At 69.7% G+C, this 25361-nt stretch carries 24 protein-coding genes, 1 rRNA gene and 1 riboswitch; of the genes, 8 read left to right on the forward strand and 17 right to left on the reverse strand.

Annotated features, from left to right (window positions below; all coding sequences use genetic code 11):
• Both RM704_RS43775 and RM704_RS43780 read right to left on the reverse strand, forming a co-directional pair.
• Window positions 1-970, reverse strand: a 970-nt coding sequence (locus RM704_RS43775; RefSeq protein ID WP_311593444.1) for an EamA family transporter, incomplete at its 3' end; no start/stop codon positions are given.
• A gap of 128 nt (window positions 971-1098) precedes the next feature.
• On the reverse strand, window positions 1099-1623 hold the full coding sequence (locus RM704_RS43780) for a Clp protease N-terminal domain-containing protein (RefSeq protein ID WP_192829718.1): 525 nt from the start codon (window positions 1621-1623) through the stop codon (window positions 1099-1101).
• Between the two features lie 209 nt (window positions 1624-1832).
• Between RM704_RS43780 and RM704_RS43785 the strand changes: the two genes are divergently transcribed.
• Both RM704_RS43785 and RM704_RS43790 read left to right on the forward strand, forming a co-directional pair.
• Window positions 1833-2003 (forward strand): hypothetical protein, encoded by a 171-nt coding sequence (locus tag RM704_RS43785; protein ID WP_157856727.1) that lies wholly within the window; start codon window positions 1833-1835, stop codon window positions 2001-2003.
• 134 nt (window positions 2004-2137) lie between these two features.
• The gene (locus tag RM704_RS43790; RefSeq protein ID WP_033528933.1) at window positions 2138-2566 is read left to right on the forward strand and encodes a type II toxin-antitoxin system Rv0910 family toxin; all 429 of its coding nucleotides are present in this window, start codon (window positions 2138-2140) and stop codon (window positions 2564-2566) included.
• Between the two features lie 110 nt (window positions 2567-2676).
• On the opposite strand, the gene RM704_RS43795 is transcribed toward RM704_RS43790, so the two are convergent.
• Entirely contained in the window at window positions 2677-3333 is a 657-nt protein-coding gene (locus RM704_RS43795; protein WP_078937237.1) for a PadR family transcriptional regulator, read from the reverse strand.
• A gap of 193 nt (window positions 3334-3526) precedes the next feature.
• Here RM704_RS43795 and RM704_RS43800 point away from each other — a divergent pair, with 193 nt between their 5' ends.
• From RM704_RS43800 to RM704_RS43810, 3 genes are all read left to right on the forward strand, one after another.
• A complete protein-coding gene (locus RM704_RS43800; RefSeq protein WP_033528931.1) occupies window positions 3527-4423 on the forward strand; it encodes an aminoglycoside phosphotransferase family protein in 897 nt (298 codons plus the stop codon).
• Between the two features lie 104 nt (window positions 4424-4527).
• Window positions 4528-5307, forward strand: coding sequence for an SDR family NAD(P)-dependent oxidoreductase (locus RM704_RS43805; RefSeq protein ID WP_033528930.1), 780 nt, complete (start codon window positions 4528-4530; stop codon window positions 5305-5307).
• A gap of 368 nt (window positions 5308-5675) precedes the next feature.
• On the forward strand, window positions 5676-6485 hold the full coding sequence (locus RM704_RS43810; protein ID WP_033528929.1) for a PhzF family phenazine biosynthesis protein: 810 nt from the start codon (window positions 5676-5678) through the stop codon (window positions 6483-6485).
• 43 nt (window positions 6486-6528) lie between these two features.
• Here RM704_RS43810 and RM704_RS43815 read toward each other — a convergent pair whose 3' ends face one another.
• Window positions 6529-7329, reverse strand: coding sequence for a CPBP family intramembrane glutamic endopeptidase (locus RM704_RS43815; RefSeq protein WP_311593445.1), 801 nt, complete (start codon window positions 7327-7329; stop codon window positions 6529-6531).
• A gap of 281 nt (window positions 7330-7610) precedes the next feature.
• Window positions 7611-9125, reverse strand: a complete 1515-nt coding sequence (locus RM704_RS43820; protein WP_033528928.1) for a glutamate-cysteine ligase family protein — start codon at window positions 9123-9125, stop codon at window positions 7611-7613.
• A 569-nt stretch (window positions 9126-9694) separates the two neighbouring features.
• Between RM704_RS43820 and RM704_RS43825 the strand changes: the two genes are divergently transcribed.
• The gene (locus tag RM704_RS43825; protein WP_033528927.1) at window positions 9695-10279 is read left to right on the forward strand and encodes a hypothetical protein; all 585 of its coding nucleotides are present in this window, start codon (window positions 9695-9697) and stop codon (window positions 10277-10279) included.
• Between the two features lie 409 nt (window positions 10280-10688).
• Window positions 10689-10889, forward strand: a complete 201-nt coding sequence (locus tag RM704_RS43830) for a DUF5999 family protein (RefSeq protein ID WP_013005137.1) — start codon at window positions 10689-10691, stop codon at window positions 10887-10889.
• A gap of 117 nt (window positions 10890-11006) precedes the next feature.
• On the opposite strand, the gene gcvP is transcribed toward RM704_RS43830, so the two are convergent.
• Entirely contained in the window at window positions 11007-13892 is a 2886-nt protein-coding gene (gene gcvP / locus RM704_RS43835) for an aminomethyl-transferring glycine dehydrogenase (RefSeq protein WP_033528926.1), read from the reverse strand.
• Between the two features lie 172 nt (window positions 13893-14064).
• A riboswitch (glycine riboswitch) is annotated at window positions 14065-14161 on the reverse strand.
• Window positions 14162-14284: 123 nt separating this feature from the next.
• On the opposite strand from gcvP, the gene RM704_RS43840 reads away from it, so the two are divergent.
• A complete protein-coding gene (locus RM704_RS43840; protein WP_033528925.1) occupies window positions 14285-14653 on the forward strand; it encodes a PRC-barrel domain-containing protein in 369 nt (122 codons plus the stop codon).
• A gap of 286 nt (window positions 14654-14939) precedes the next feature.
• Here the strand turns inward: RM704_RS43840 and RM704_RS43845 are convergent, their stop codons facing one another.
• The 11 genes from RM704_RS43845 to rrf form a co-directional block, all read right to left on the reverse strand.
• The gene (locus tag RM704_RS43845) at window positions 14940-16292 is read right to left on the reverse strand and encodes a DNA polymerase IV (protein ID WP_033528924.1); all 1353 of its coding nucleotides are present in this window, start codon (window positions 16290-16292) and stop codon (window positions 14940-14942) included.
• 66 nt (window positions 16293-16358) lie between these two features.
• On the reverse strand, window positions 16359-17003 hold the full coding sequence (locus tag RM704_RS43850) for a MerR family transcriptional regulator (RefSeq protein ID WP_033528923.1): 645 nt from the start codon (window positions 17001-17003) through the stop codon (window positions 16359-16361).
• Window positions 17004-17304: 301 nt separating this feature from the next.
• The gene (locus RM704_RS43855; RefSeq protein WP_005475662.1) at window positions 17305-17778 is read right to left on the reverse strand and encodes a bifunctional nuclease family protein; all 474 of its coding nucleotides are present in this window, start codon (window positions 17776-17778) and stop codon (window positions 17305-17307) included.
• 85 nt (window positions 17779-17863) lie between these two features.
• A complete protein-coding gene (gene ftsR / locus RM704_RS43860; protein ID WP_033528922.1) occupies window positions 17864-18619 on the reverse strand; it encodes a transcriptional regulator FtsR in 756 nt (251 codons plus the stop codon).
• Window positions 18620-18662: 43 nt separating this feature from the next.
• A complete protein-coding gene (locus tag RM704_RS43865; protein WP_078937236.1) occupies window positions 18663-19634 on the reverse strand; it encodes a zinc-ribbon and FHA domain-containing protein in 972 nt (323 codons plus the stop codon).
• A gap of 61 nt (window positions 19635-19695) precedes the next feature.
• Window positions 19696-20571 carry a DUF881 domain-containing protein gene (locus RM704_RS43870; RefSeq protein ID WP_033528920.1) on the reverse strand — a complete coding sequence of 292 codons (876 nt, stop codon included), beginning with the start codon at window positions 20569-20571 and terminating at the stop codon, window positions 19696-19698.
• A gap of 5 nt (window positions 20572-20576) precedes the next feature.
• Complete coding sequence (locus RM704_RS43875; protein ID WP_009343209.1) at window positions 20577-20909, reverse strand: small basic family protein; 333 nt, start codon at window positions 20907-20909, stop codon at window positions 20577-20579.
• Complete coding sequence (locus RM704_RS43880) at window positions 20906-21811, reverse strand: DUF881 domain-containing protein (protein ID WP_107072344.1); 906 nt, start codon at window positions 21809-21811, stop codon at window positions 20906-20908. Before RM704_RS43880 ends, RM704_RS43875 begins: the two co-directional genes overlap by 4 nt.
• A gap of 98 nt (window positions 21812-21909) precedes the next feature.
• Window positions 21910-24405, reverse strand: coding sequence for a mannose-1-phosphate guanyltransferase (locus RM704_RS43885; RefSeq protein ID WP_033528918.1), 2496 nt, complete (start codon window positions 24403-24405; stop codon window positions 21910-21912).
• Window positions 24406-24516: 111 nt separating this feature from the next.
• Window positions 24517-25125 carry a cardiolipin synthase ClsA gene (clsA, locus tag RM704_RS43890; RefSeq protein ID WP_033528917.1) on the reverse strand — a complete coding sequence of 203 codons (609 nt, stop codon included), beginning with the start codon at window positions 25123-25125 and terminating at the stop codon, window positions 24517-24519.
• 109 nt (window positions 25126-25234) lie between these two features.
• A 5S ribosomal RNA gene (gene rrf, locus RM704_RS43895) occupies window positions 25235-25351 on the reverse strand.
• Window positions 25352-25361: the final 10 nt, after the last annotated feature.

Raw genomic sequence — 25361 nt, forward strand, 5'->3', positions numbered from 1 at the left:
CTTCCCCACCGGACGCCACCTTCCGCGGCGCCCTCCTGCCCGGCGCGGACCGCTGTGCGACGAACGCCCCGGCCAGCACCACCAGCCCGCCGACGATCTGCGCCACCCCCAGGTGCTCACCCAGCAGCACCCACGCGAGCACGGTCGCCACCACCGCCTCCAGGCATCCCACGACCCCCGCCACCTGCGGAGACAGCCGCCGCACGGCCACCACCCCGGTCACATAGGCGAGCACCGTGGCGATCAGCACCACCCACCCGAGCAGCAACCACGCCGGAACCGCCGCCCCGTCCATCAGCGCCGCACCCCCGAGCACCTCCCACTCCATCCCCCACGGCCGCGCCACCACCGTGAGCACCGCCGCCCCCACCAGCAGTCCGTAGGCGATGACACCGAGGGGATCCGGTGCCTCGGCCCCCGCCTCGCTCCCCTGGTCGGACAGCACGAAGTACCCGGCCTGGCAACAGGCGGCCCCGAGCGCGAGCAGCAGTCCCAGCGGATCGAAGCTCAGCCCCGACCAGATCTCGACGACACAGGCGAGGCCGCCGACCGCGAGGACGACCCCGACCGCCGCCGCAGGCGTCACCGGTCGTCGCTGCACGAACCGCACCCATCCGAGGACGATGGCGGGGCCGAGGTACTCCACGAGGAGGGCGACGCCGACGGGGATACGGGAGATCGACGCGAAGTAGAAGGCCTGCACACCGGCCACGGCGAACAACCCGAAACCGACGAGCAGCGCGGGCCGCCGCCGTACCAGGTCCCGGTGCCGCACGGCCAGCGGCAGCATCACCAGTGCGGCGCCCACGATCCGCAGCCACACCACATGAAGCGGGTCGAGCCCCGCCTCGATGAGCGGCTTGGCCGCCGTGCCCGATCCGCCGAAGGCGACCGCGGACCCGAGCGCGAGCACCAGCCCGACGCCCCGGCCCCGTTGTCCGTGACTCTCCTGAGACGTATGCACCGGCACATGATGACAGCCGCCGACAGGAGCGTCACCCCCGTTGACACCTGTCTCACCGACTGGACCCGCGGGTGGGCACGGATCATGGGCCGAACCGAGGGGCTCGGCTCAGTGCCGGGAGTCAGCGCGCGGGATCAGGAGCCGTCGTCCGTCCGCACGGCCCGCCGCGCCACGACCCCGACGTCGACACCCACGGTGCCCAGTACCTCCACGGCCCGCGAACCGGGGGCCGCGACCAGCGCGGCGAGCAGATCGACGCCGTGGGCCGACCGCTCACCCCGCCGCACGGCACGGTCGTGCGCCTGGCTCATCGCACGGGCCGCCACCGGCGACCAGCCGTGCGTGCCCGGTGCGCCGGGGACGACGCCGGCGTCCTCGACACCGATCTGCCAGCGCAGTCCGTAGCCGATGCTGCGCTGCACGAGATAGCCGAGCAGTCGGGCGACCTGCGGCCCGTCGAAGAGGGCGCGGACATCGGGGTCGGACTCCAAGAGGGTGTGCAGCAGATGAGCGGTGTCGATCTGCCGGTCCCCGTCCCGGAGGGCCCGTCTGCGCGCGGCGGCGATCATCGAGGCCAGCTCGTCGGTGAGCCTGCTCTCGAACTCCACATGGTCCGGTCCACGATCGACGGCCGACTGCCGGGGAAGAAGGGGTCGCACGCCCTCCACCCCATCAGCCCCACCGCCCTCGGGTCATCCACGAAAGGAAGCATCTTCGAGTCCCACGCAGGTTGCGTAGAAAGGCCCCGCCTCTCCTCCCTACGGATGAGATCGGGTGAGCGCGCCCCAGGGGCGCGCGCCTGCTCGCCCCGCGCGCAACCACCCGGCACCGGCGCCTCGTCCCTCACCCCATGGAGAGCGGGTGCTGGTTGGTGACCCTGCCGGCGATCGACGGCAGGCAGTACGTGTACCGGGTGTACGCCCCCGAGAACGCCCGTCCCGCCGACCTGTTCTGGGAGGCATGGCACTGCCACGACGAGAGCCACCTGCCCCGCGCATGGGATCTGTTCGACGCGGCACTGATCCGCCAGGCGACCTAGTGCCACGACAGGCACTGGACCCAGGCCCTCGCCGGAAGCCCCCTCCGGTTTCCTGACGGTTCATCAGTATTGAATGTTCCAGGGCCCGGAGCTACGTTCCGCGACACCACCGTCCGAGACGAAGGGGTTGTCGCATGGCCGATGTCAGCGCGGAGGCTCGCATCGAGGCACCCGCCGAGCAGGTCTGGGCCCGGCTCGTCGACTGGTCCGCGTACGGCGAGTGGAACACGACGCACACCGGCTTCCCCAAGGGCGGCCCCAAGGCCCTCGAAGTGGGCGGCACCTTCCAGGAGAACCTGAAGCTCATGGGCTTCCCGGCAGAGGTCGAGTGGACCATCGCCGAGCTGGAACCCGCCCGCACCCTGGCCATCCGGGGCAAGGGCCCGATGGCCGTGGACCTCACCACCCGCTACACCCTCATCCCCGACGGCGATGCCACGACGGTCCGCGTCGACGGCCGGTTCACCGGCGCCGCCGTCTCCCTGATGGCGGGCAAGCTCAGGGACTCCGCGACGGCCGCGCTCGACGAATCCCTGCGCAAGCTGGGCGCACTCGTCGCCTGACCGGCGCCCCCCTCGACCCTCTCACCACCCTCGCCCCGGCACACACGGGAGCGCCCCGCGGAATCGGCGAATTCCGGGGGCGCTCCCGCACCTCGCCCTGCAGCCGTCCGTCAGTCCTCGTCGGCGAGGATCAGGTACAGCTTCTTGCGGGCTTCGTTGATCACCGCCAGCGCCTTGTCGCGCTGGTCCTTGTCGCCGGTCTTCCAGACCTGGCCGAACGCCTCCATCAGACCGAAGCCGGCCTGCCGGATCTCGCTCAGCGCCTCCCAGTCGACCCCGCGCGAGGCCTCTTCCCAAGGGGCCTCCGGCCCCTCCTCTGCCGCGCTGCGACCGGCCTCGGTGAGCGAGAACAGCTTCTTGCCGCCCTCGTTCGCGCTGGCGATCAGCCCCTCGTCCTCCAGCAGCTGGAGGGTCGGGTACACCGAGCCGGGACTGGGCTTCCACGCCCCGCCGCTGCGCTCGGCGATCTCCTGGATCATCTCGTAGCCGTGCATGGGCCTGTCCTTGAGGAGGGCCAGGATCGAGGCACGCACATCACCCCGCCGCGCCCTTCCCCTGGGTCCGCCCCGGCCGCGCCCACCCCAGGGGCCCCCACCGAAGGGACCGAACGGCCCGGGACCACCATGGCCCGGCCCGAACGGCCCGAAGGCGGCGCGCAGCCCATCGGCGTCACCTCGGCCGTGGGGGTGTCCCCCACCGGGCCGTCCATGTCCACGCTCGAATCCGAAGTCTTGTCCACGGGAACGCATCGCAATCACTCCATCCATCGTTGATCTGTCGCGATGCTTCAACGATATATCGGAACCTGTCGCCCGACAACCCCCTGCCTGCTTCCGGATGGCCGGATGGCCGAAAACCGCAGCGGATCTGGCCCCTGGCGGATAACCACTGGCTGTCGTCCCGGTCGATCTGGTCTGCTTCCGGCGTTCCGAGTCGGGCCAGTGGAAGAGCGCACGAGAGATGAACATGCACGATGACCAAGTGGACGTGACCGCCGAAACCGTTGCGACGCTGGTCCAGGAACAGTTCCCTGAGTGGAGCGGCAAGGCGATCCGGCTCCTGCCGTCGACCGGGACGGTCAACGCCATCTTCCGCATCGGCGACGACCTCTCGGCGCGTCTCCCCCTGCGTCTGACCGATGCCGCCGAGGCGCTGGCGTCGCTGGAACAGGAGGCCCGGGCGAGCGCGGAGCTGGCGCTGGTGTCCCCGTTCCCCGCCCCGGAGCCCGTCGCCCTGGGAGAGCCTGGAGCGGGTTACCCCATGCCGTGGTCGGTCCAGACATGGCTGCCGGGAACGGTCGCCTCGGATGCCGACCCGAGTGGGTCGGACGCCTTTGCCGAGGACCTGGCGGCCCTCATCGCAGCCCTCCGTAAGGCCGAGACGCGGGGGCGGCTCTTCGACGGCGAGGGTCGTGGCGGCGTTCTCACTCACCACGACGAATGGATGGCGCAGTGCTTCGAGGAGAGCGAGGGGCTGCTCGACGTGCCCCGGCTGCGCCAGGTGTGGAGCCACCTTCGCGCGCTGCCACGCACGGGTGCCGACGTGATGAGCCATCGCGACTTGATCCCCGGCAACGTACTGGTCGCGGGGGACCGGCTCAGCGGCGTACTCGACACCGGCGGCTTCGGCCCGGCCGACCCCGCGCTGGATCTGGTCAGTGCCTGGCACCTGTTACGGCCAGGTCCGCGGGAAGTGCTCCGGCGGACACTGGCCTGTGACGATCTGGAGTGGGAGCGCGGCAAGGCATGGGCGTTCGAACAGGCGATGGGTGTCGTCTGGTACTACGTCGACACCAATCCGGCGATGAGCGACATGGGGCGCCGGACACTCGACCGCATTCTGGAGTCGATGGGGTGACTCCAGGCGGTAGCTCGTATGACAGCCGTATTGCTCGAGCACGCTCGAATGCCACTGGTCACCGCGCACTCCGCCGCCGTCGGCGCTTGCCCTAGGGTGCGGGAATGATCTCCGACAGCTACCTCACCGAACTGTTCTCGCTCGACGGCCGCGTCGCCGTGGTGACGGGCGGCAGCTCCGGCATCGGCAAGGCCATCACCACGGCTCTCGCCCGGGCCGGGGCGAGCGTGGTGCTCGTCGCGCGCAAGGAGGCGGAACTGGCGGCCACGGCCGAAGAGTTGACCGCGGCCGGCGGCCGGGCGGCTTGGGTGAGCGGCGACCTGGGCACCCGAGCCGGCGTGCGCGCGGCGGCGGAGCGGGCCGTCGAGGCGTTCGGCGAACCCGACATCCTCGTCAACAGCGCCGGCATCAACCTGCGTCCCCCGCTGAGCGACCTGGGGGAGGACGTATGGGACACCACCATGGCCGTGAACCTGGACGCGCCCTTCCTGCTGGGCCAGCGCTTCGGGCCCGGCATGGCCGAGCGGGGCTACGGGCGCATCATCCACATCACCTCACAGCAGGCACACCGGGCATTCGTCCGCAGCGGCGCCTACGGCGTCTCCAAAGGCGCCCTGGAGGCGCTGGCCCGCTCGCAGGCCGAGGAGTGGTCGCCCTACGGCGTCACCTGCAACACCCTCGTCCCCGGTTTCGTCCCGACCCCGCTCAACACCCGGCTGTCGTCCGACCCGGAGCAGGTGGCCGCGCTCGCCGCCCGCACCCTGACCGGCCGCAACGGTCTGGCCGACGACTTCGCCGGAGCCGCGGTGTTCCTGGCCGGACGCTCAGCGGGCTACATCACCGGGCAGGCGATCTTCGTCGACGGCGGCTTCTCCGTCCACTAGGGCGCTTCTGATGGATCTCCGTGGGAGAAGGAGCGGCGTCGTGGGGGCCCCTCCCGGTCGAGCGAAGCCGAGACTGGGGGAGCGTGCTCTCGGCGTGCCGCGCGGAAGCCCGCGTACTGGACGTACGTGGGCTTTCACGCGGTGCGGCGAGAGGGCGTGCCGGGCGTCGCGACGCCGCGGAGATCCATCAGAAGCGCCCTAGGGGACTCGAACGTCCCGCGCAGCACCTCCTTGGCCCGCCGGGAGCACACGAAGCCACCGGCGGACGTACGAAGCCCGCCCTCCGGGTGAAGTGGCCCACGAAATCCGGTCCACCTTCCTGGGATTGGCCTTGGCCCGTGGCTCCACGGACCGCCTAGCGTCGTCTCATGCGTATTCGTATCGTCGACGCTTTCACGGACCGCCCGTTCTCCGGCAACCCCGCAGGAGTCGTCCTCCTCGACGCCTTCCCGGACGACGCCTGGCTCCAGAACGTGGCCAAAGAGGTCAACCACGCCGAGACGGCGTTCGCCCACCCCCTCCCGGCGGGCGGCGAGGCCGACTGGGCGTTGCGCTGGTTCACGCCGGTCGCCGAGGTGGCGATGTGCGGCCACGCCACACTGGCCACGGCACACGTCCTCAACAGCACCCACACCCACGAGGGCCCCGTGCGGTTCGCCACGCGCAGCGGCGTCCTCCTCGCGACACCGCAGCCGGACGGTTCCCTCACCCTCGACTTCCCGACCGCGCCCCTCACCGAGGTCCCCGTCCCGGACGGGGTCGCCGAGGCACTGGGCGCCGAGCCGGTCAGTGCCTTCGACACGGGCCCCCAGGTGGGCGACCTGCTGCTCGAACTGACCGACGAGAAGACGGTCCTCGGTCTGGCACCCGACCTCCGTTCCCTCGGCCGCTACTCCGAGCGCGGCATCATCGCCACCGCCCGTGCCGAGGACCCCGCCGGCGGCCACGACTACGTCTCGCGCTGCTTCTTCCCGAACATCGGCATCGACGAGGACCCGGTCACGGGCAGCGCCCACACCGCCCTCGCACCCTTCTGGTCGGCACGCCTGGGCAGCCCGGATCTCACCGGCCTCCAGGCCTCCCCCCGCTCCGGCCACGTCCGCACGGGACTCCGCGGCGACCGCACCCTGCTCTCCGGCCGCGCGGTCACGGTCATCGACGGCGAACTCCTCGCCTGACCACCCGGCCGTCGGGCGCGTCCCCGCCTGGCACGGTCACGCGTCACGGCGTGGGCAGCCAGTCCACCTTCCCGGCCAGCAGCCCGTAGCCGACGAACGCCCCGATGTCCAGCAGCGAGTGGGCCACCACCAGCGGGCCCACTCGCCCCCACCGCCGGTACAGATAGACGAAGACCACGCCCATCACCATGTTGCCGACGAAGCCGCCGATGCCCTGGTAGAGGTGGTACGAGCCGCGCAGCACCGAACTGGCGGCCAGCGCGCTCCCCGGTGACCAGCCCAGTTGCTGGAGTCGACGCAGCAGATACCCGACCACGATGACCTCTTCGAGGACCGCGTTCTGGATAGCGGAGAGGATCAGCACGGGGTACTTCCACCACACCTCGGGCAGCGCCTCCGGCACCACGGTGAGGTTGAAGCCGAGGCCGCGCGCCGCGAGGTAGAAGGCGATCCCGGTGCTGCCGATCACCGCGGCGATCGCCGCGCCCCGGCCGAGGTCGGGCCAGGGCTTCGTCCGGTCGAAGCCGAGAGCCCGCAGCCCGGTGCCCTCACGCAGGAGGAAGTGCGCGACCAGCGCGACCGGCACGAGGGCCGTCGTGATCCCGAAGAGCTGCCAGGCGAGGTCGAGCCAGGGCCGGCCCGGCGCGGCCGAGGCGTTCATGGTGGCCGCCTGGTCCTTGAGCCCGCCGGGCTCGGTGACCGATCCGATGAAGCTGATCAGCGCGGACACCCCGCTCGCGCCGAGCGAGAGCGCGAGCACGAGGAGCGTCTCGTCCCTCAGAATCCGTCGGTCCGGCCGCTCCCACGGCCCCGCGCCCTCAACCGACTCCGCCTGCCCCTGCACCCACGCCTCCAGTTGTCCGGCCCCGCCGAGGGTCCATCATCACCCGCGGCGGTCCGCGACATTCCGGCGGCGTCCCCTCACAGCGACTCACCCGGACGGGCGCGACGCCCCGCAGAGACGACCGCAGCCCGGCAGGGACGGGGGCCCACAGCCCACGGGTACCGACCCGCGAAGCGGCAGGGACGGCCCCGCGGCCTCGCAGACACGGCCCCGCGGCCTCGCAGACACGGGCCCGCGGCTCAGCGGAGGCGGGCGGCCCTCAGCCCGGCGAAGGCGGATCCTCAGCCCAGCGGCACCGGCTCCGGCAGCCCGACCGGCCAGCTGTGGACCGGTTCTCCGGAGTGCATCAGTTCGCCGTAGCGCCGTGTCGTGGCGGCCAGCGCCGCATCCCGGCCGAGCCCCTTGGCCAGAGCCCGGTGGAACGTTTCGACCTGCCAGGACGCCCCGTTGGCCCGACGCCGACAGCGCTCCTCGATCACCCCGAGGTAGAAGTCCCGGTCGACCGGCTCGACCCCCCACGCGTCCAGCCCCGCCTCGGCGAGCGGCAACAGCTCGTCCCGTACGAGGTTCACCGCGTCCACCGGCCCCACTCCGCCGTAGCGCCCGCGCGGCCACTGGAGCCGCGCGTCGATGCCGTGCCGGCAGGCCTCGTCGAAGTTGGCGGCGGCGGCCTCGAACGGCAGCCGGGTCCAGACGGGCCGCGACTCCTCGGCGAGGGCGCGTACGACGCCGTAGTAGAAGGCGGCGTTGGCGATCACGTCCGTGATGGTCGGCCCGGCGGGCAGCACGCGGTTCTCGACGCGCAGGTGCGGGACCCCGTCGGCGATGCCGTAGACCGGCCGGTTCCAGCGGTAGATCGTGCCGTTGTGCAGGGTGAGCTCGGCGAGTGAGGGCACGCCGCCCGCGTCGAGGACGGCCATCGGGTCCTCGTCGTCGCAGATGGGCAGCAGGGCCGGGAAGAAGCGCAGGTTCTCCTCGAAGAGGTCGAACGCCGAGGAGATCCACCGTTCCCCGAACCAGGTGCGCGGCCGCACTCCCTGGGCCTGCAGCTCGGGCGGCCGGGTGTCGGTGGACTGCTGGAACAGCGGCGGTCGCGACTCGCGCCAGAGCTCGTGCCCGAACAGGAACGGCGAGTTGGCACCGATGGCGACCTGCGCGGCGGCAACCGCCTGGGCGGCGTTCCAGACATCGGCGAACCGTCCCGGCGTGACCTGGAGGTGCAACTGCACAGAAGTGCAGGCCGCTTCGGGCGCGATGGACTTCGAGGTGCAGACGAGCCGCTCCACCCCGTCGATGTCCAGGGTGAAGTCCTCGCCCCGGGCGGCGACGATCTGATCGTTCAGCAGGGTGTAGCGGTCGCCCGCGGAGAGGTTCGAGGAGACCAGGTCGTCACGGTCCAACGTGGGCAGAATGCCGATCATCACGATTCCCGCGCCGACTTCGATCGCCTTGCGGTCGGCATACGCGAGGGAGGTGCGCAACTCCTCGGAAAGCTGGTCGAATACTCGGCCGCCCAACCGATGTGGAGCAATGTTGACTTCCAGATTGAACATGGCGAGTTCTGTTTGGAAATCTCGGCTCGCAATCCGCTCCAGCACTTGAGCATTCATCATTCTGGGCAGCCCGTCGCCGTCGACGAGGTTCAGCTCGATCTCCACGCCCATGAGGTTCTTGGGGCGGTCGAACCGCTTCTCCTCCAGCAGTCGCGCCAGCCCCGCCAGGCACTGCCTCAACTTGTCGCGGTACTGCTGGCGATCGGAGAGGCCGAACGGCCCCGCCACGACCTTCTCTCCCATCTAGGGGTCCCTCCTTGGATGGGCAGGCCGACGAACCGGCCACTGCTGTCCCGGGTCCACGGATGATGATGCCCCGGTGGAGCCGCTGATAACGTCCCCGGCGCGACCTGCGAGCGCTAGGCTGAACACGGTCACCTCCGACACTATTCACTCGGCATGCTTCTGGCACATTCAGCGGGCAAGAATGAGAACGCGCTTTCCGCCCTCTGCGCTTTCGTGAAAAGCGCCGACCAGAACCGGCCGTCCGCTACGCACTGGTAATCCGAGGTCACCGGCTCACCCCCATGATAAAGCGGGATGATGGACTGGCCCTGGCGACCGGATACCGCCTTGCTCTTCATATTCGGAACGGCTAGACGAAACATCGTGTGAACACGTGTCGTATAAACTCCGCAAACGAGGCTGAGAGTCGGCACTCGCGGTCCTCGGTCCTGCCGTCAGGCCACGCACGGCGGACCCACCCACGCACCGGACCCCGGGCACCCATCTCTCCGATCCCCGTGAGCTGACAGCGCCGTCCGCCCCCGCCCTCGCGCCATCGTGCCTGTCGAACTGAGAGGCGACCCATCATGCCGCTGCATGTCCCCCCGGCTCCCGCGCCCGCCCTGCGCACCGTCCTCATGGCACTCGGTTCCCCCACCGCCGTCCACGAGGCGCGAACACCTTCCCTGAAGAACGCCACCGGCCCCGCCACACCCGAACTGCCGCTGCCCGTCCACGTACTCGACCGGATCGCCCCGGAGGGCACGGGCACCGCCCGGCTCACCGGATGGCGGTTCCTGATCCGCTGCGGCGACCGCGCTGTGGCCGCCGCCGAGACCCGGCTGACCCCGGACGGCTGGGCGTTCTCGCACTTCTTCGAGGGCCCGTACATCGCCTCCACCGAGCGCGCCCTGCGCCAGGCCGAGGTCATGCAGCAGCCCTACCAGCCACGCCTGCTGTCGGTGCCCGAGCTGTACATGCTCACGCTCTGGCTGCACGCCGACCCCACCGCCGACGGCGCCGACGGCCACCCGGCACCGAACGACCTGCTGGTCCCGCTGGCACCCGCACCGCCCGGCATCGCCGCCCACCGCCCGCACCGGGTCGCCGATCTCCTCCCCGTGCTCACCACCCGGCTCACGCCCGCACCCCTCCTGGGATCACCCGCCTGAACCAAGACCGCCTCACTTATTCGCACCGCCCTCGCCCCGCTGCCGATTTCCCGGTGGCGGGGCGCTCGTTTCACCTCTTCCCGCCACCGAGAATGCCCGCTCACTCGGGCGGCAATATGCTCGTACGAGCTATTCACTCGCCTTCCCCGCCCTCGGACTAGCCCCATCCGACCATGGCGAACCACCCGAAGGGACAGTGCGGCGGGGATGAACCGTCCGCGCGAGAGATGCGTCATCAACCTGTGAAGAAGTCGTGCTGCGAAATGCCTGCGGATTGACGCCCGTGGGGCAACACTGGGACCGGACCGATTTATCACAACGGGGGGCGGCCATGAACGAGGCTTCAAGCCGCGGGTCGGACAAACCAGCCAACTCAGACCACTCGACAAACCGAAAGATCCCACCAACCATGTGCCAGCACCAGCCACTGTGCCCGACCGCCGAATCCGCCGACCGGGAAGGCGCCCGACTCGTGGCGCACCACCCGGAGCAGGGATGGAGCCTGCTCTGCAACGGCGTTCTGCTCTTCGAGGACACCGGTGAGCTCCTGCCGGACGGCCAGATCATCGCGCCGCACCGCCCGATGGGCACGGTGGTGACAGCCGCCTGAGCCGCACGGACGTGCGCACGGGGTGAGCGTCCCCGCACAGGACGTCCGCCCGGACAGAAGAGGGGCCGGCCGGAGAACACACTCTCCGAACCGGCCCCGACGTGTATCAGCGGGTGACTACTCTGCGTAGGCGTCCAGCGGCGGGCAGGAGCAGACCAGGTTCCGGTCGCCGAAGGCCTGGTCGATCCGGCGCACCGGCGGCCAGTACTTGTCGGCGGGCGAGACACCGGCCGGGAACACCGCCTCCTCACGGGTGTAGGCGTGCTCCCACTCCCCGCCGAGCGCCGCCGCGGTGTGCGGCGCGTTGCGCAGCGGGTTGTCGTCCGCCGGCCACTCCCCCGAGGCGACCTTCTCGATCTCCGCGCGGATCGCGATCATCGCGTCGCAGAACCGGTCCAGCTCGCCCAGGTCCTCCGACTCGGTCGGCTCGATCATCAGCGTCCCGGCCACCGGGAACGACATCGTCGGCGCGTGGAAGCCGTAGTCGATCAGCCGCTTGGCGATGTCGTCGACGCTGACCCCGGTCGCCTTGGCCAGCGGTCGGAGGTCGACGATGGCCTCGTGCGCCACGAGACCGCCGGGGCCGGTGTAGAGCACCGGGTAGTGCGGCTCCAGCCGCTTGGCGATGTAGTTGGCGCTGAGCACGGCCACCTGGGTGGCCCGCTTGAGCCCCTCTCCGCCCATGAGCCGGACGTACGCCCACGAGATCGGCAGGATGCCCGCCGAGCCCCACGGCGCCGCCGAGATCGGGCCCACACCGGTCTCCGGCCCGGCCGCGGGCTGCAGCGGGTGGTTGGGCAGGTACGGCGCCAGGTGCTCGCGCACCGCGACCGGCCCGACGCCCGGCCCGCCGCCGCCGTGCGGGATGCAGAACGTCTTGTGCAGGTTGAGATGCGAGACGTCGCCGCCGAAGTGCCCCGGCTTGGCGAGCCCCACCAGCGCGTTGAGGTTGGCCCCGTCGACGTAGACCTGGCCACCGGCGTCGTGCACCTGGGCACAGATGTCGGCCACGTGCTCCTCGAACACGCCGTGCGTCGACGGGTACGTGATCATCAGCACGGACAGCTCGTCGCGGTACTGCTCGATCTTCGCCCGCAGGTCCTCGACGTCGATCTCGCCGTCGTCGGCGGTCTTCACCACGACGACCTTCATACCGGCCATGACGGCGCTCGCCGCGTTGGTGCCGTGCGCGGAGGACGGGATGAGGCACACGGTCCGCTGCACGTCACCGTTGGCCCGGTGGTACGCGCGCACGGCCAGGAGCCCGGCCAGCTCACCCTGCGAGCCCGCGTTCGGCTGCAGCGACACCTTGTCGTACCCGGTGGCCTCCGCCAGCCGCTCCTCCAGCTCACGGATGAGCGTGAGATACCCCTGCGCCTGCCCGGCGGGCGCGAACGGGTGCAGTTGCCCGAACTCGGGCCAGGTCACCGGCTCCATCTCGGTGGTCGCGTTGAGCTTCATCGTGCAGGAGCCCAGCGGGATCATGCCCCGGTCCAGCGCGTAGTCCCGGTCGGCGAGCCGGCGCAGGTATCGCAGCATCGCGGTCTCGGAGCGGTACTCGTGGAACACCGGGTGGGTGAGGTAGTCGTCCGACCGCAGCAGCGCCTCGGGCAGCGCGTCCTGCGCCTCGGCGTCGAGGGCCTCGACATCTCCCTGCACGCCGAACGCCGTCCACACGGCACCCAGCTGCGCCCTGGTCGTGGTCTCGTCGCAGGAGATCGACACCAGGTCCGCGTCCACGAGGTGCAGGTTCACGCCATGTTCCCGCGCGGCTGCCACGACCTCACCGGCCCGTCCCGGCACCCGCACGGTGAGCGTGTCGAAGTACGCGCCGTGCACGACCTCGATCCCACCGGCCGCGAGCCCCGCGGCGAGCACCGCGGCGTACCTGTGCGTACGCCGCGCGATGGTCCGCAGCCCCTCCGGCCCGTGGTACACGGCGTACATCCCGGCCATCACGGCGAGCAGCACCTGAGCCGTACAGATGTTGCTGGTCGCCTTCTCCCGGCGGATGTGCTGCTCCCGCGTCTGCAGGGCCAGCCGGTACGCCTTGTGTCCGTCCGCGTCCACGGAGACGCCCACGAGCCGCCCGGGCAGGCTGCGTGCGAACTTCTCCCGCACCGCCATGTAGCCCGCGTGCGGTCCGCCGAAGCCCATCGGCACCCCGAAGCGCTGTGTCGTCCCCACCGCGATGTCGGCGCCCAGCTCACCGGGTGAGGCCAGCAGAGTGAGGGCGAGCAGGTCGGCGGCGACGGTGACGAGCGCCCCGAGCTCGTGCGCCTGCTCGATGACCGGCTTCAGATCGCGAACGGCACCGGAGGCGCCGGGGTACTGCAGCAGCACCCCGTTGATCTCCCGCTCGGCGATGTCGGCCGGGATCCCCTCGCTCAGGTCCGCGACGACGACCTCGACGCCGGTCGGTTCGGCGCGTGTCTCGATCACGGCGACGGTCTGCGGCAGCGCGTCCGCGTCGACGAGGAAGAGGCCCTTCTTGTTCTTCCCCATGCGCCGGGACAGCGCCATGGCCTCGGCGGCCGCGGTGCCCTCGTCGAGCAGCGAGGCCCCGGAGGTGGGCAGCCCGGTCAGTTCGGCGACGACCGTCTGGAAGTTGAGCAGCGCCTCCAGCCGCCCCTGGGAGATCTCGGGCTGATACGGCGTGTAGGCGGTGTACCAGGCCGGGTTCTCCATGACGTTCCGCAGAATGACCGGCGGGGTGAAGGTCCCGTAGTAGCCGAGTCCGATCATGGACCCGAGCACCTGGTTGCGGTCCGCCAGGGAACGCAGCTCCGCCAGTACTTCGGCCTCGGTGCGGGCGCCCGGCAGATCCAGCACCTCGGCGTTCTTGATCACATCGGGGACCGCGGCGGCCGTCAGCTCGTCGAGCGAGCCGTATCCGACGTGCGCGAGCATCTTGGCCCGGGCCTCGACGTCCGGGCCGATGTGGCGCCGCTCGAAGGGGATTCCCTGTTCGAGCTCGGAGAGCGGAATGCGATGGGCGGTCATTACGGAGGCCTCCTGGTCTGACACGACCTTCGAGGGGCACCACGGCACGGGTGCCCGTACGGCCTCCCCCTCTGTCATCTCGACCTGAGAGCTTCACCGGACCTGGTTCGGGCCGGTTTTCACCGTCGGTGAGAGCGGGAACCGTGGCACCCGCTCTGCTTTCCAGAGTGACCTCGTCCGTGCGGTACGTGAGCCTGAGAGATTCCGGGGAGGATTTGCTCCTTCGGCGCCTCCGGATGGTGTCCGGAGGACTCTCCCGCGCGGGGTCAACAGCCGCTGCCAGAGTATCAGCGCGGTCAACGCACGCGTCTTCGAGTGGCCGCCGCCCCCGATGTGCCTTTTCGTAGTGGTGAGACACCATCCGCAACCGCTTGCGACCACATGGAGGGCCCGTGCAGACCGACATCGATCCGCGCAACCTGATCGGCCGCAAGGCGTTCGACCGCAAGGGGAGCAAGATCGGCACCGTGGACGAGGTCTACCTCGACGACGCCACCGGCATCCCCGAGTGGGCCGCCATACGCATGGGCTTCTTCGGCCGCGACGCGTTCGTCCCCCTGGAGCCCAGCGAACTGGTCGAAGGCACCCTCCGCGTCCCCTTCGAACGCGCCCTCATCAAGGACGCCCCCGACTTCGGAGTGGGCCGCCACCTCTCCCCGGAACAGGAACTCCAGCTCTACCACCACTACGGCCTGGACACGGCCCCGCCCCCACCCATGGACCACGACTTCGGCAACATCGCGGGCAAGGACGACGCCTGACCCGTACCCGAACCCCTTCCGCGCACCGCGCTCCCTCCAGCCGCACAGCCCCCTCGGGCACCTTCGACACCCTCAGACGACATCTGACAGCTTCCCCAGCCTCTGCGCACCCCTGTTGAGCAGCACCTGATCTCGGCCCCCTTCCTCACCGTGAGCACCCTCTGACGGCAGCCGCCCTCCCACCCCGGCAACCTCCCAAGTCCAGCCCACCCGGCCCCTCCCGCCTTCGTCCCCGCCGCAACGGCGCTCGGCCCCAGCGACGCAGACCGACGAGTGCCGGCCGGCCTCAGCCCGGCACCCCACCCCGCACCAACGGCAACGGTTCCGCCGGCTCCAGCCCCGGATCGTCGGTCCGGAAGGTCCGCACCCGCCCGGGCTCCACGTCCTCCGGCGTCTCGAACCGCACGGTCACCCGCCCCAGCCCACTCCCCTGCACCCACCCGTGCCCGTACTCGACATGCCGCACATCGTGCCCGGCCCTCCACTGCCGTTCCCCACCCGCACGCTCCTCCACCGCGGGCACCTCCACAGCGCCCCCGGCCTCGTCCTCGACGAGATCCACCTCACCCGCCGCCTGCGCGAACAGGTCCTCCTGCGTGTAGTCGGCGAGGCCGCTGACACCCACGCCGAGCAACCGCACCCCACCCGTCGTGTCCACGGCCTCCAACAACCGCCCCGCGGCCTCTCGCACCACCGCGGGGTCGTCCGTGGGCCCCCGCAACGTCTCGGACCGGGTCAACGTCGAAAAGTCGTACCGCCGCACCTTCAGCACGATCGTCCGGCCCGACAGCCCGGCCCCCCGCAACCTCCGCACACACCGATCCGCGAGCCGCTGAACCTCCATCCGAACCCGCACCCGGTCATGGATGTCGACGTCGTACGTGTCCTCCACCGACACGGACTTCGTGTCCCGCTCGGCCACCACCGCGCGATCGTCCCGGGCGAGCGCCATCGCGTACAGCCCGTGCCCGTGCGCCTTGCCCAGCAGCCGTACGACCTCGTCCTCCCCGGCCTCCACGATCTCCTCGACCGTGGTGATCCCGGCCCGCCGCAGATGGTCACCGGTCGCCGGCCCCACCCCGGGCAGGATCCGCACGGACATCGGCCCCAGCAACGCCCGCTCGGTCCCGGGTTCGATCAGCACCAGCCCGTCCGGCTTGGCCTGCTCGGAGGCGATCTTCGCGATCATTTTGGAGGCCGCGAGCCCCACGGAGCCGGTGAGCGCGGTCACCGCGCGTATGTCCGCCCGCAACCGCACTCCCACCAGCCGGGCGGACTCCTCGTCCCAGGCCGCTCCCCCGGCCTCCAGGTCCACGAACGCCTCGTCCAGGCTCAGCGGCTCCACCAGCGGAGACAGATCGCGCAACAGCCCCATGACCTGATCGCTGATCGTCCGGTAGAAGGTGAAGCGCGGCGTGAGATACGCGGCGTTCGGCGCGAGCCGGCGCGCCTGCGCCATCGGCATCGCCGAGTGCACCCCGAAGACCCGCGCCTCGTACGAGGCGGTCGCGACCACCCCACGCGGCCCCAGCCCACCCACGACCACGGCTTTCCCACGCAGACTCGGCTTGGACGCCTGCTCCGCCGAGGCGTAGAAGGCATCCATGTCGAGATGCAGGATCGTGGGCGCGGTTCTCACATCTCCGATGCTGCCCTACGCCACTGACAATGCGCCGTGTCCCCGGGCCGCGGCGGAACGTACCCCTCAGACCGCCCGGTTGCGTCGCCGCGCGAGCTCGTCCGACGGGTTGTGACCCACCAGCGTCTCCCCCGTGTCGACCCGCTCCCCGTGCAGCTGGGAGAGAGCGCTTTCCACGTCACGCCAGACGACCCCCACGGCGATCCCGAAGACCCCCTGGCCGCCCTGGAGCAGGGCGTGGACCTCGTCGGGCGAGGTGCACTCGTAGACCGTCGCCCCGTCGCTCATCAGGGTCATCCGCTCCAGATCGCTGAAGCCCCGCTCCCTGAGGTGCTGGACGGCGGTGCGGATGTTCTGCAGCGACACCCCCGTGTCGAGGAACCGTTTCACGATCTTGAGGACGACGACGTCCCGGAAGCTGTAGAGGCGCTGTGTCCCCGAGCCCTGCGCGGAGCGCACACTCGGCTCCACGAGACCGGTACGGGCCCAGTAGTCGAGCTGCCGATAGGTGATGCCGGCGGCCGCGCACGCGGTGGGACCGCGGTAGCCGACGTTCTCGTGCGGTTCTGGTGCCGCACCCGCGCCGCCCCGCACGGCCGCGGGCCGCTGCGGAACGTGACCGGCCGCGCTGCCGTGAAGCGGGTACGGGCCGCCGTCCCCCAGCCTGCGTCCGGGGGCACCCCCAGCCGTACCGTCGCCGCTGCTTCTCACGCCGACCTCCGTCCTTGACCTGCCTCATCGACGGTAGGCAGCCACCAGGGGTGCGTCAACGACCACCGCACTCGCCACGCCGAGTGATAATCACCCTGAGAGTGGTTTACCGTGCCCTCCCGCGGGGAAAGGCTAGCCGAATGCCTTCCGGCAAGGCCGCCCGACGGCGCACGCGCACTTGGCACGTGCCGAACCCCGCCCGGACACCCTCACCGCGGCCACGAGCCCTCCACCTGCCAGACGGCATCCCCGACAGGCAGCGTCAGGGCCCCACGGCCCCGCACCACCGCCCGCCCTGGCCTCACTGGCTGTTCGTACCGAAGTCCTCGGGCGAGATCTGGTCGAGGAACTCGCGGAACTTCTCCACCTCGTCCTCCTGCTCGTCCGGGATCGCGATGCCCGCGTCGTCGAGCACCCCGTCACTGCCGAAGATCGGCGTACCCGTACGCAGCGCCAGCGCTATGGCGTCGGAAGGCCGCGCACTCACCTCGACGCCGCTGGCGAACACCAGCTCCGCGTAGAAGACGCCCTCACGCAGGTCGGTGATGCGCACTTCCGTGAGCTCCTGGCCGACGGCCTCCAGCACGTCCTTGAACAGGTCGTGGGTCAGCGGTCGCGCGGGGGCCATGCCCTGCTGGGCGAAAGCGATCGCCGTCGCCTCCCCCGGCCCGATCCAGATGGGGAGGTAACGGTCGCCTCCCACTTCGCGCAGGAGCACGATCGGTTGGTTGGAGGGCATTTCGACCCGGACACCTACGACATCGAGCTCGTTCACACAGCAACCCTAGGCCGTGCTCGGGATGTTTGGGTAGTCGAGCACAGATCGGCCGACCGATCCGCCACAGGCGAACACCGAGCCCTCAGCGAAGTCGCACACCCAGGGCGCTCTGCACCAGGGCGGCATGCAGCTTCACCGTAAGCCCCGCCAGCTCCCGCGTACGGTCCTCCGCATGGGCCCTGGTCTGCGGATTGCGGTGCAGACGCAAGGGCGCCACCACCTGATCCACGAGCCCCGCCTCGCGGTCCGCGGCGGCCCGCATCACCCTCAGATGCCGGGGCTCGATACCGAACCGCCCCAGTTCCACCACAAGCGTGGCGACAGTGAGTGCCTCCGCGTCGAACGACCCGTCCGGTAGCGCGCCCACCAGCCCGTACGACTCCCACTCCGCCAGCTGCTCCTCGTCGATCCCGGCCCCGGCCATGAGCTCACCGCGCCCGATCCGGGCCGCCGTCGGCTCCTCGGGCTCCCCGAAGAGCTCACTCAGGCGCTCTCCGTCGCCGACGTCACGCTGACGCCCCACGGACGGCAGCCGTACGTCCTCGCCACGCTCCAGGGCCTCCAGATACTCCCGGATCACCTTGAGCGGCAGATAGTGGTCCCGCTGCATCCTGAGCACGTGTCCCAGGCGCTCGACATCCTCGGCGCTGAACTTGCGATACCCCGAGGGGGTCCGCTGCGGCTCGATGAGCCCCTCCGACTCCAGGAAACGGATCTTGGAGATGGTTACCTCGGGGAACTCCTCGCGCAGCGCGTTCAGCACCGTGCCGATGCTCATCAGGCCACTGTCCGCGGCGGCGGTGCCGTGGTCGGCACCACCGCTCGTTGTTCGAAGCATGGACCTTCCCTGGGGTCCCCCCGGACGCGTGTCCGGGGGAGGGTCAGTAGCCCCGCTGGCTCGCGTAGAAGACCAGCCGGTACTTTCCGATCTGCACCTCGTCGCCGTTGTGCAGGGCGACCTGGTCGATCCGCTCACGATTGACGTACGTACCGTTCAGGCTGCCGACGTCGGCGACCGTGAACGAGCCGTCCTGGCCCCGGCGGAACTCCACATGGCGACGCGACACGGTCACGTCGTCCAGGAAGATGTCGCTCTGCGGGTGACGGCCCGCCGTGGTCAGGTCGCCGTCCAGCAGGAAGCGGCTGCCGGCGTTCGGGCCACGACGCACGACCAGGAGGGCCGAGCCGAGCGGCAGCGCGTCGACCGCGGCCTGGGCCTCGGGAGAGAGCGCCGGCAGCTGGGTCTGGCCGGTGACCTCGGAGTCGTAGGCCTCGAGGCCGGAGATGGAGATCGTGGAGGTCGTCTCGGACGGACGCTCGGGGGTCGCGCCGGCTCGCAGCGGAGCCCCGCAGTTCGAGCAGAAGCGGCTGTTCTCCGCGTTGCGGTTACCGCACCTCGTACACACCAGGGCCGACATCGACGGATCCTCCTGCCGCGGCTGCCCCGCCGGGGCATTGGACGCATACGGGTCTGACGCAAACCCTCCACCCGTACCTGAGGTTGACGGTTCCCCGAAACCTATGCGGCCCGACTGGGCAGGGTCAACAGACGGCGCGCCCTGACCTCCGGAAATGTCACCTCCCGGACCAGCGACCTGGTCCCGGAACATGGGGCGCTCACCGCCCTGGCTCTCCGCTTCCGAAGGCTGCGCGCGATGGCGGGCGGTCGCGTTGTCGCTACCCTCTCGCGCGCTCTTGCCGAACAACTTCGCAAACAACTTCACGGGCGATTCCCCTTGACCGAAACAGACCCGCCCGTGGGGCAGGACGAACCCTGACTGAACACACCGGCCGAGCCGGACAACCTCACAACGTCCGTACCCACCGGACAGTTTCCACCACGCACCACCCATTCGGTGCGCCGACCCCCCGCAACCTCATGCCCTCGCCGGACGGGCCCCATGCACCTGCGGTTCACTGGGAGGACGACCGAGCGTAGTCAGGCCGCTTCGCCGCTCGCAAGGCGTCCACAACGATCTTGTCGGACCGCCGCACGGTCACGGTGGCCTGCTCCTTCTCCAGTGTCTGCACCACGCCTCCGGGGATGTTCAGTGCGGGCTCGAGGTCCTGCGGATTGCCGATGACCTTGAAACGAAAGGGCTGATTGATCTTGTTCCCGTCGACACTGATTCCGTCGTCGGAACCGGTCAGATACGTGCCGGCCACGACCCGTACGCCGTTCACCTGGATCGCCTCCGCGCCGGCCGCGCGCAGCTCCTGGATCGCGTCGAGCAACATATCCGCCTCGACCGTCCCCTTCGTGTCGTCGATCGTCAGTGTGATGCCGGGCCCCTGCGCCGCCACCGTCCCCGCCAGAATGGCGAGTTGCCGCTCCTTCTCGACCGTCTGCTTGCGTGCCTCCTCAGCCTGGTCCGAGCTGTTCTCCAACTCGGTGCGCTGATCCTCGAGGCCCTGCTTCTCCTCCTCCAGACGCTGCGTACGGTCATCCAGTTCATCGAGGATGCGAACGAGGTCTTCCTGACGTGCTCCGCGCAGCGCGCTGTCGTCGTTGTTGGAGGCCACCTGGATGGCCAGCCCGAAGCCGAGGCCGAACAGCAGAAGCGCCACGATGAGTTGGGCACGGGTGAAGCGCGGCGGCCACAGCCCCTGGGCCAGCCGCTGCCTCCCGGTCAGCTTGTTCTTCTCCTCCTGAGGCGCCTCACCGGGCTCCTCGGCGGCCGCGGGGGCCACCTCCTCAGGCAGTTCCCGGCGCAGCCGGGTCGTCGGTGTGTCGTCCCCCGCCGCGCCCGGAGTCGGCTTCGGATCCGGCGTCTGGTCCTGGTCGCTCATCGGTCTCACGCCCGGAAGACGTGCCGGCGGATCGCCGCGGCGTTGGAGAAGATGCGGATCCCGAGAACGACCACGACACCCGTGGACAGCTGGGCGCCGACGCCCAACTTGTCGCCGAGGAAGACGATCAGGGCGGCCACCACCACGTTCGACAGGAACGACACGACGAAGACCTTGTCGTCGAAGATGCCGTCCAGCATCGCGCGCAGACCACCGAAGACGGCGTCCAGCGCCGCCACCACGGCGATGGGGAGATACGGCTCTACCACCGCCGGTACCTCGGGCCGGACCAACAGTCCGGCCACGACTCCGAGGACGAGGCCCAGTACGGCGATCACGATGTGCCCTTCTCTGTGCTGGGTTCTGCTGTTCGTACGATCACGCTCGGCGCGGCCGGCACCTTGATGTCGTTCTCGGCGGAGATACTCGTCCGGATGCCGAAGTTCTCCTGGAGAGCGCGCAGATACAGCCCGTCGGGGCTGTTCTGGAACTTGGTGCTCAGCCGCTGCCCGTCCCCCACCGCGAGGATCGTGTAGGGCGGTGCCAGCGGCTTGTTGTCGACCAGTATCGCGTCGCCCGCGGCCCTGATCGCCGACAGGGCGGTGAGCCGCTGACCGTTGATCGAGATGGCTTCGGCGCCGGACTCCCACAGCCCGTTGACGACCCGCTGCATGTCCCGGTCCCGTACACGGCCGGTGTCCGAGAACCCGGACGTCTCGCGCGGGTCGCCGTCACCGCCCTGGCCGGCGTCCTTGGCGTCGTTGACGACGAGACGGACTCCGGGGCCGTGCACCTCGACGGCGCCCGACAGGATGCCCACCAGATCGCCACCGCCGCTGCCACCGTCGTCCTTGAGCGCCTTGCGCTGTCGAGCGCTCACGTCGTCCCGGAGCTCGTCGACGGAGTCCTCGAGCTTGTCCGCGGCGGCGGTCTCCTCCTGGATACGGTCGATGAGCTCCTCGCGCTCCTTGGCGACCACGGGCGCGCTGATGCGCGCCTGCGCGGCACCCACCGTCACCACCAGGGCGGCGAGGACCAGACCGACCGCGAGCCCCAGCTTGGCCCGCACCGTCTTCGGCATGCCCTCGGTGCCCGCGGCCTTCCTGCGGGCGGCGGCCTCGGCGTATCCGTCGTCGAGGCTGTGGTCCATGACGTTGTTGAGCAGCGACATGGAGGCGTCCGGACGCGCCGGGCGCGCGGGTGTGCTCCGAACGGGGGGCTGCTGCGGCATGCCGCACATCGTCGCACGTCGCGACCACTACCTCCGAATGGCCCCACCGGCGTGCCGGACAGGCCCCGTTGGGGGCACTTGTCCGGCACGCGCGCGTGCGAAGCGATTCAGCGGCCGGCGCTGTCCACGACGGCCGCCCACTCGTCGAGCAGGGACTGCGCGGAGGCGTCGTCGGGCCCCTCGGCCCACAGATGCGTGACGGCTTCGGCCGGGTCCGGCAGGACCATCACCCACCGCCCGTCGGTCTCCACGACCCGCACCCCGTCGGTGGTGTCCACGAAACGGTCTCCAGCCGCCTCCACGACCCGACGCATCACCAGGCCCTTGACGGCCCACGGAGTGGCGAGATCCCGCTTCAGGACATGCGCTCGCGGAATCCGGGCGTCGATCTGGCTGAGCGTGAGCTGTGTCCGCGCCACCAGTCCGATGAGCCGTACGAAGGCCGCCGTCCCGTCGAAGACGCTGCTGAACTCGGGCACGATGAAGCCACCGCGCCCGTCGCCGCCGAAGATGGTCGTCTCGTCGCCGCCGACCCGCGTGAGGTCGTCCGGGGAGGTGGTCGTCCACTCGACCTGTGTGCCGTGATAGGCGGCGACCTGCTCACCGATCCTGGTGGTCGTCACCGGAAGCGCGACCCGTCCGCTCCGCCGTTCGGCGGCCACCAGGTCGAGCATGACCAGCAGGGCGCGGTCGTCCTCGACGATCCGGCCCTTCTCGTCGACGAGCGACAGCCGCTCACCGACAGGGTCGAACCGGACGCCGAACGCGGCCCGCGAGGATGCGACGATCTCGCCCAGCCGCACCAGCCCCGACCGTCGCATGTCTCCGGTCTCCGTCGGTCGCGACTCGTCGAGACCCGGGTTGATCGTCAGCGAGTCGACGCCCAGCTTGCCGAGCAGACTCGGCAGCACCAGACCGGCACTACCGTTGGACGCGTCCACGACCACCTTGAGCCCCGACTCGGCGATCCCGGTCGTGTCGATGTTCCGGAGCAACGACCCGGTGTACGAGTCGAACACACTGGCCGGGAAGTGCAGGTCCCCGATCTCGCCCGGGAACGCGCGCCGGTACTCCTGCCGCGCGAACACCCGGTCCAGCTTCCGCTGACTGCCCTGCGAGAGGTCCGCGCCCTGTCCGTCGAAGAACATGATGTCGACGGAGTCCGGAACCCCCGGCGTCGTCCGGATCATGATCCCGCCGGCACTGCCCCGGGCGGTCTGCTGCCGCGCCACCGGCAGCGGTACGTTCTCCAGGTCCCGTACGTCGATGGCGCTGGCCTGCAGCGCAGAGATGACCGCCCGCTTCAGCGCGCGGGCGCCTCGGGAGTGGTCACGGGCGGTGGTGACCGTGGAGCCCTTCTTGAGCGTCGTCGCGTAGGCCCCCGCGAGCCTCACGGCCAGCTCGGGGGTGATCTCCACGTTGAGGATGCCGGAGACGCCCCGGGCACCGAACAGATGGGCCTGCCCTCGGGACTCCCAGATGACCGAGGTGTTGACGAATGCGCCGGCCTCGATCGTCTTGAAGGGGTAGACGCGCACGTTCCCCTGGATGATCGATTCTTCGCCGACGAGGCACTCGTCACCGATCACCGCGCCGTCCTCGATCCGTGCGGCGCGCATGATGTCGGTGTTCTTGCCGACCACGCAGCCACGCAGATTGCTGTGCTGTCCGATGTAGACGTTGTCGTGGACCACGGCCTTGTGCAGAAAGGCGCCGCTCTTCACGACGACGTTCGAGCCCACGACGGTGTGTTCACGGATCTCGGCGCCGGCTTCGACCTTGGCGTAGTCCCCGATGTACAGCGGCCCACGCAGCACGGCGTCGGGGTGCACCTCGGCACCTTCGGCGATCCACACGCCGGGCGAGAGCTCGAACCCGTCGATATCGACGTCGACCTTGCCCTCCAACACGTCGGCCTGAGCCTTCACATAGCTCTCGTGCGTGCCGACGTCCTCCCAGTAGCCCTCGGCGACATAGCCGTAGACCGGCTTGCCCTCCTTCATCAGCTGCGGGAAGACGTCGCCGGACCAGTCGACGGGGACGTCGGCCTCGACGTAGTCGAAGACCTCGGGCTCCATCACGTAGATGCCCGTGTTGACGGTGTCGGAGAAGACCTGGCCCCAGGTGGGCTTCTCCAGGAATCGCTCGACCTTGCCTTCCTCGTCCACGATCGTGATACCGAATTCCAGAGGATTCGGTACCCGTGTCAGACAGACGGTGACGAGCGCACCCTTTTCCTTGTGGAAATTGATGAGCTCGGTGAGGTCGAAGTCGGTGAGGGCATCGCCGGAGATGACGAGGAAGGCATCGTCCTTCAGCGCCTCCTCGGCGTTCTTGACGCTCCCGGCGGTACCGAGTGGCTTCTCCTCATTGGCATAGGTGAGCTCCATCCCGAGCTCCTCGCCGTCCCCGAAGTAGTTCTTGACGAGTGACGCCAGGAACTGGACAGTAACGACGGTCTCGTTGAGCCCATGCCTTTTGAGCAGCCGCAGTACGTGCTCCATGATCGGGCGGTTCGCCACGGGCAGGAGCGGTTTGGGCATGCTCGAGGTCATGGGGCGAAGGCGTGTGCCTTCGCCTCCGGCCATCACGACGGCCTTCATGTCGGAAGCGTCCTCCTTGAAGAGACGGTCTAGCCGACTTCACCCGTCCAGATTGTCCCGCACTTTTCCGACGCGGGCCATCGAGCCACTAACGGCTGCCCACTGGCGGGCTCAATCGGCCATGGCGTCCGCACTGACGAGTCGGCGGACCTGAACCACGTAGAGGATTCCTGCCCACCAATACAGGGTTGTACCCCATCCGGCGAACGCCCATCCGAAAATAGCAGCGAGTGACGAGATCCATCCACTTCCGTCACTGAGCAGCAGCAACGGGAAGGCATACATCAGGTTGAACGTGGCCGCCTTGCCGAGGAAGTTCACCTGCGGCGGCGGATAGCCGTGCCGTCTGAGGATGCCCACCATCACCAGCAGGACCAGTTCCCGCAAGAGCAGTACAGCGGTCAACCACAATGGCAGAATCTCGCGCCAGGTGAGTCCCACCAGAGTGGACAGAATGTACAACCTGTCAGCCGCGGGATCGAGAAGCCGGCCCAGACTGCTGATCTGGTTCCAGCGCCGCGCCAGCATGCCGTCCAGATAGTCGCTGACGCCGCTGAGAGCGATCACCAGGAAGGCCCAGCCGTCGACCTTGGGGCCGCCGAACTCGGGCCAGAGAACCAACCACAGGAAGACGGGCACACCAACGAGCCGCGCCATGCTGAGAATGTTCGGGATGGTGAGGACCCGGTCCGTCTGGACCCGGGTCTCCTGTACCTCCACCCGGGGGCCTCCTGTGGGAAATGAGCCAACGATGCCCCCTGACCCTACCTCAACGCAAAAAAGCTCTGGCTCTTGGGCAGTGTGCCCAAGAGCCAGAGCTCTAAAAGGAGTTCGGCGGCGTCCTACTCTCCCACAGGGTCCCCCCTGCAGTACCATCGGCGCTGTAAGGCTTAGCTTCCGGGTTCGGAATGTAACCGGGCGTTTCCCTCACGCTATGACCACCGAAACACTATGAA

This window comes from Streptomyces gottesmaniae (assembly GCF_031845845.1).
GTDB lineage: Bacteria > Actinomycetota > Actinomycetes > Streptomycetales > Streptomycetaceae > Streptomyces > Streptomyces akebiae.

Bases quoted from the DNA above. Each gene is read 5' to 3' on its own strand.
- RM704_RS43790 (WP_033528933.1), top strand. From the start codon at position 2,138: ATGGCCGATGTCAGCGCGGAGGCTCGCATCGAGGCACCCGCCGAGCAG.
- RM704_RS43795 (WP_078937237.1), bottom strand. From the start codon at position 3,333: ATGGATGGAGTGATTGCGATGCGTTCCCGTGGACAAGACTTCGGATTC.
- RM704_RS43800 (WP_033528931.1), top strand. From the start codon at position 3,527: ATGAACATGCACGATGACCAAGTGGACGTGACCGCCGAAACCGTTGCG.
- RM704_RS43805 (WP_033528930.1), top strand. From the start codon at position 4,528: ATGATCTCCGACAGCTACCTCACCGAACTGTTCTCGCTCGACGGCCGC.
- RM704_RS43810 (WP_033528929.1), top strand. From the start codon at position 5,676: ATGCGTATTCGTATCGTCGACGCTTTCACGGACCGCCCGTTCTCCGGC.
- RM704_RS43820 (WP_033528928.1), bottom strand. From the start codon at position 9,125: ATGGGAGAGAAGGTCGTGGCGGGGCCGTTCGGCCTCTCCGATCGCCAG.
- RM704_RS43825 (WP_033528927.1), top strand. From the start codon at position 9,695: ATGCCGCTGCATGTCCCCCCGGCTCCCGCGCCCGCCCTGCGCACCGTC.
- RM704_RS43830 (WP_013005137.1), top strand. From the start codon at position 10,689: ATGTGCCAGCACCAGCCACTGTGCCCGACCGCCGAATCCGCCGACCGG.
- gcvP (WP_033528926.1), bottom strand. From the start codon at position 13,892: ATGACCGCCCATCGCATTCCGCTCTCCGAGCTCGAACAGGGAATCCCC.
- ftsR (WP_033528922.1), bottom strand. From the start codon at position 18,619: ATGCTTCGAACAACGAGCGGTGGTGCCGACCACGGCACCGCCGCCGCG.
- RM704_RS43865 (WP_078937236.1), bottom strand. From the start codon at position 19,634: ATGGGTGGTGCGTGGTGGAAACTGTCCGGTGGGTACGGACGTTGTGAG.
- RM704_RS43870 (WP_033528920.1), bottom strand. From the start codon at position 20,571: ATGAGCGACCAGGACCAGACGCCGGATCCGAAGCCGACTCCGGGCGCG.
- RM704_RS43880 (WP_107072344.1), bottom strand. From the start codon at position 21,811: ATGTGCGGCATGCCGCAGCAGCCCCCCGTTCGGAGCACACCCGCGCGC.
- RM704_RS43885 (WP_033528918.1), bottom strand. From the start codon at position 24,405: ATGAAGGCCGTCGTGATGGCCGGAGGCGAAGGCACACGCCTTCGCCCC.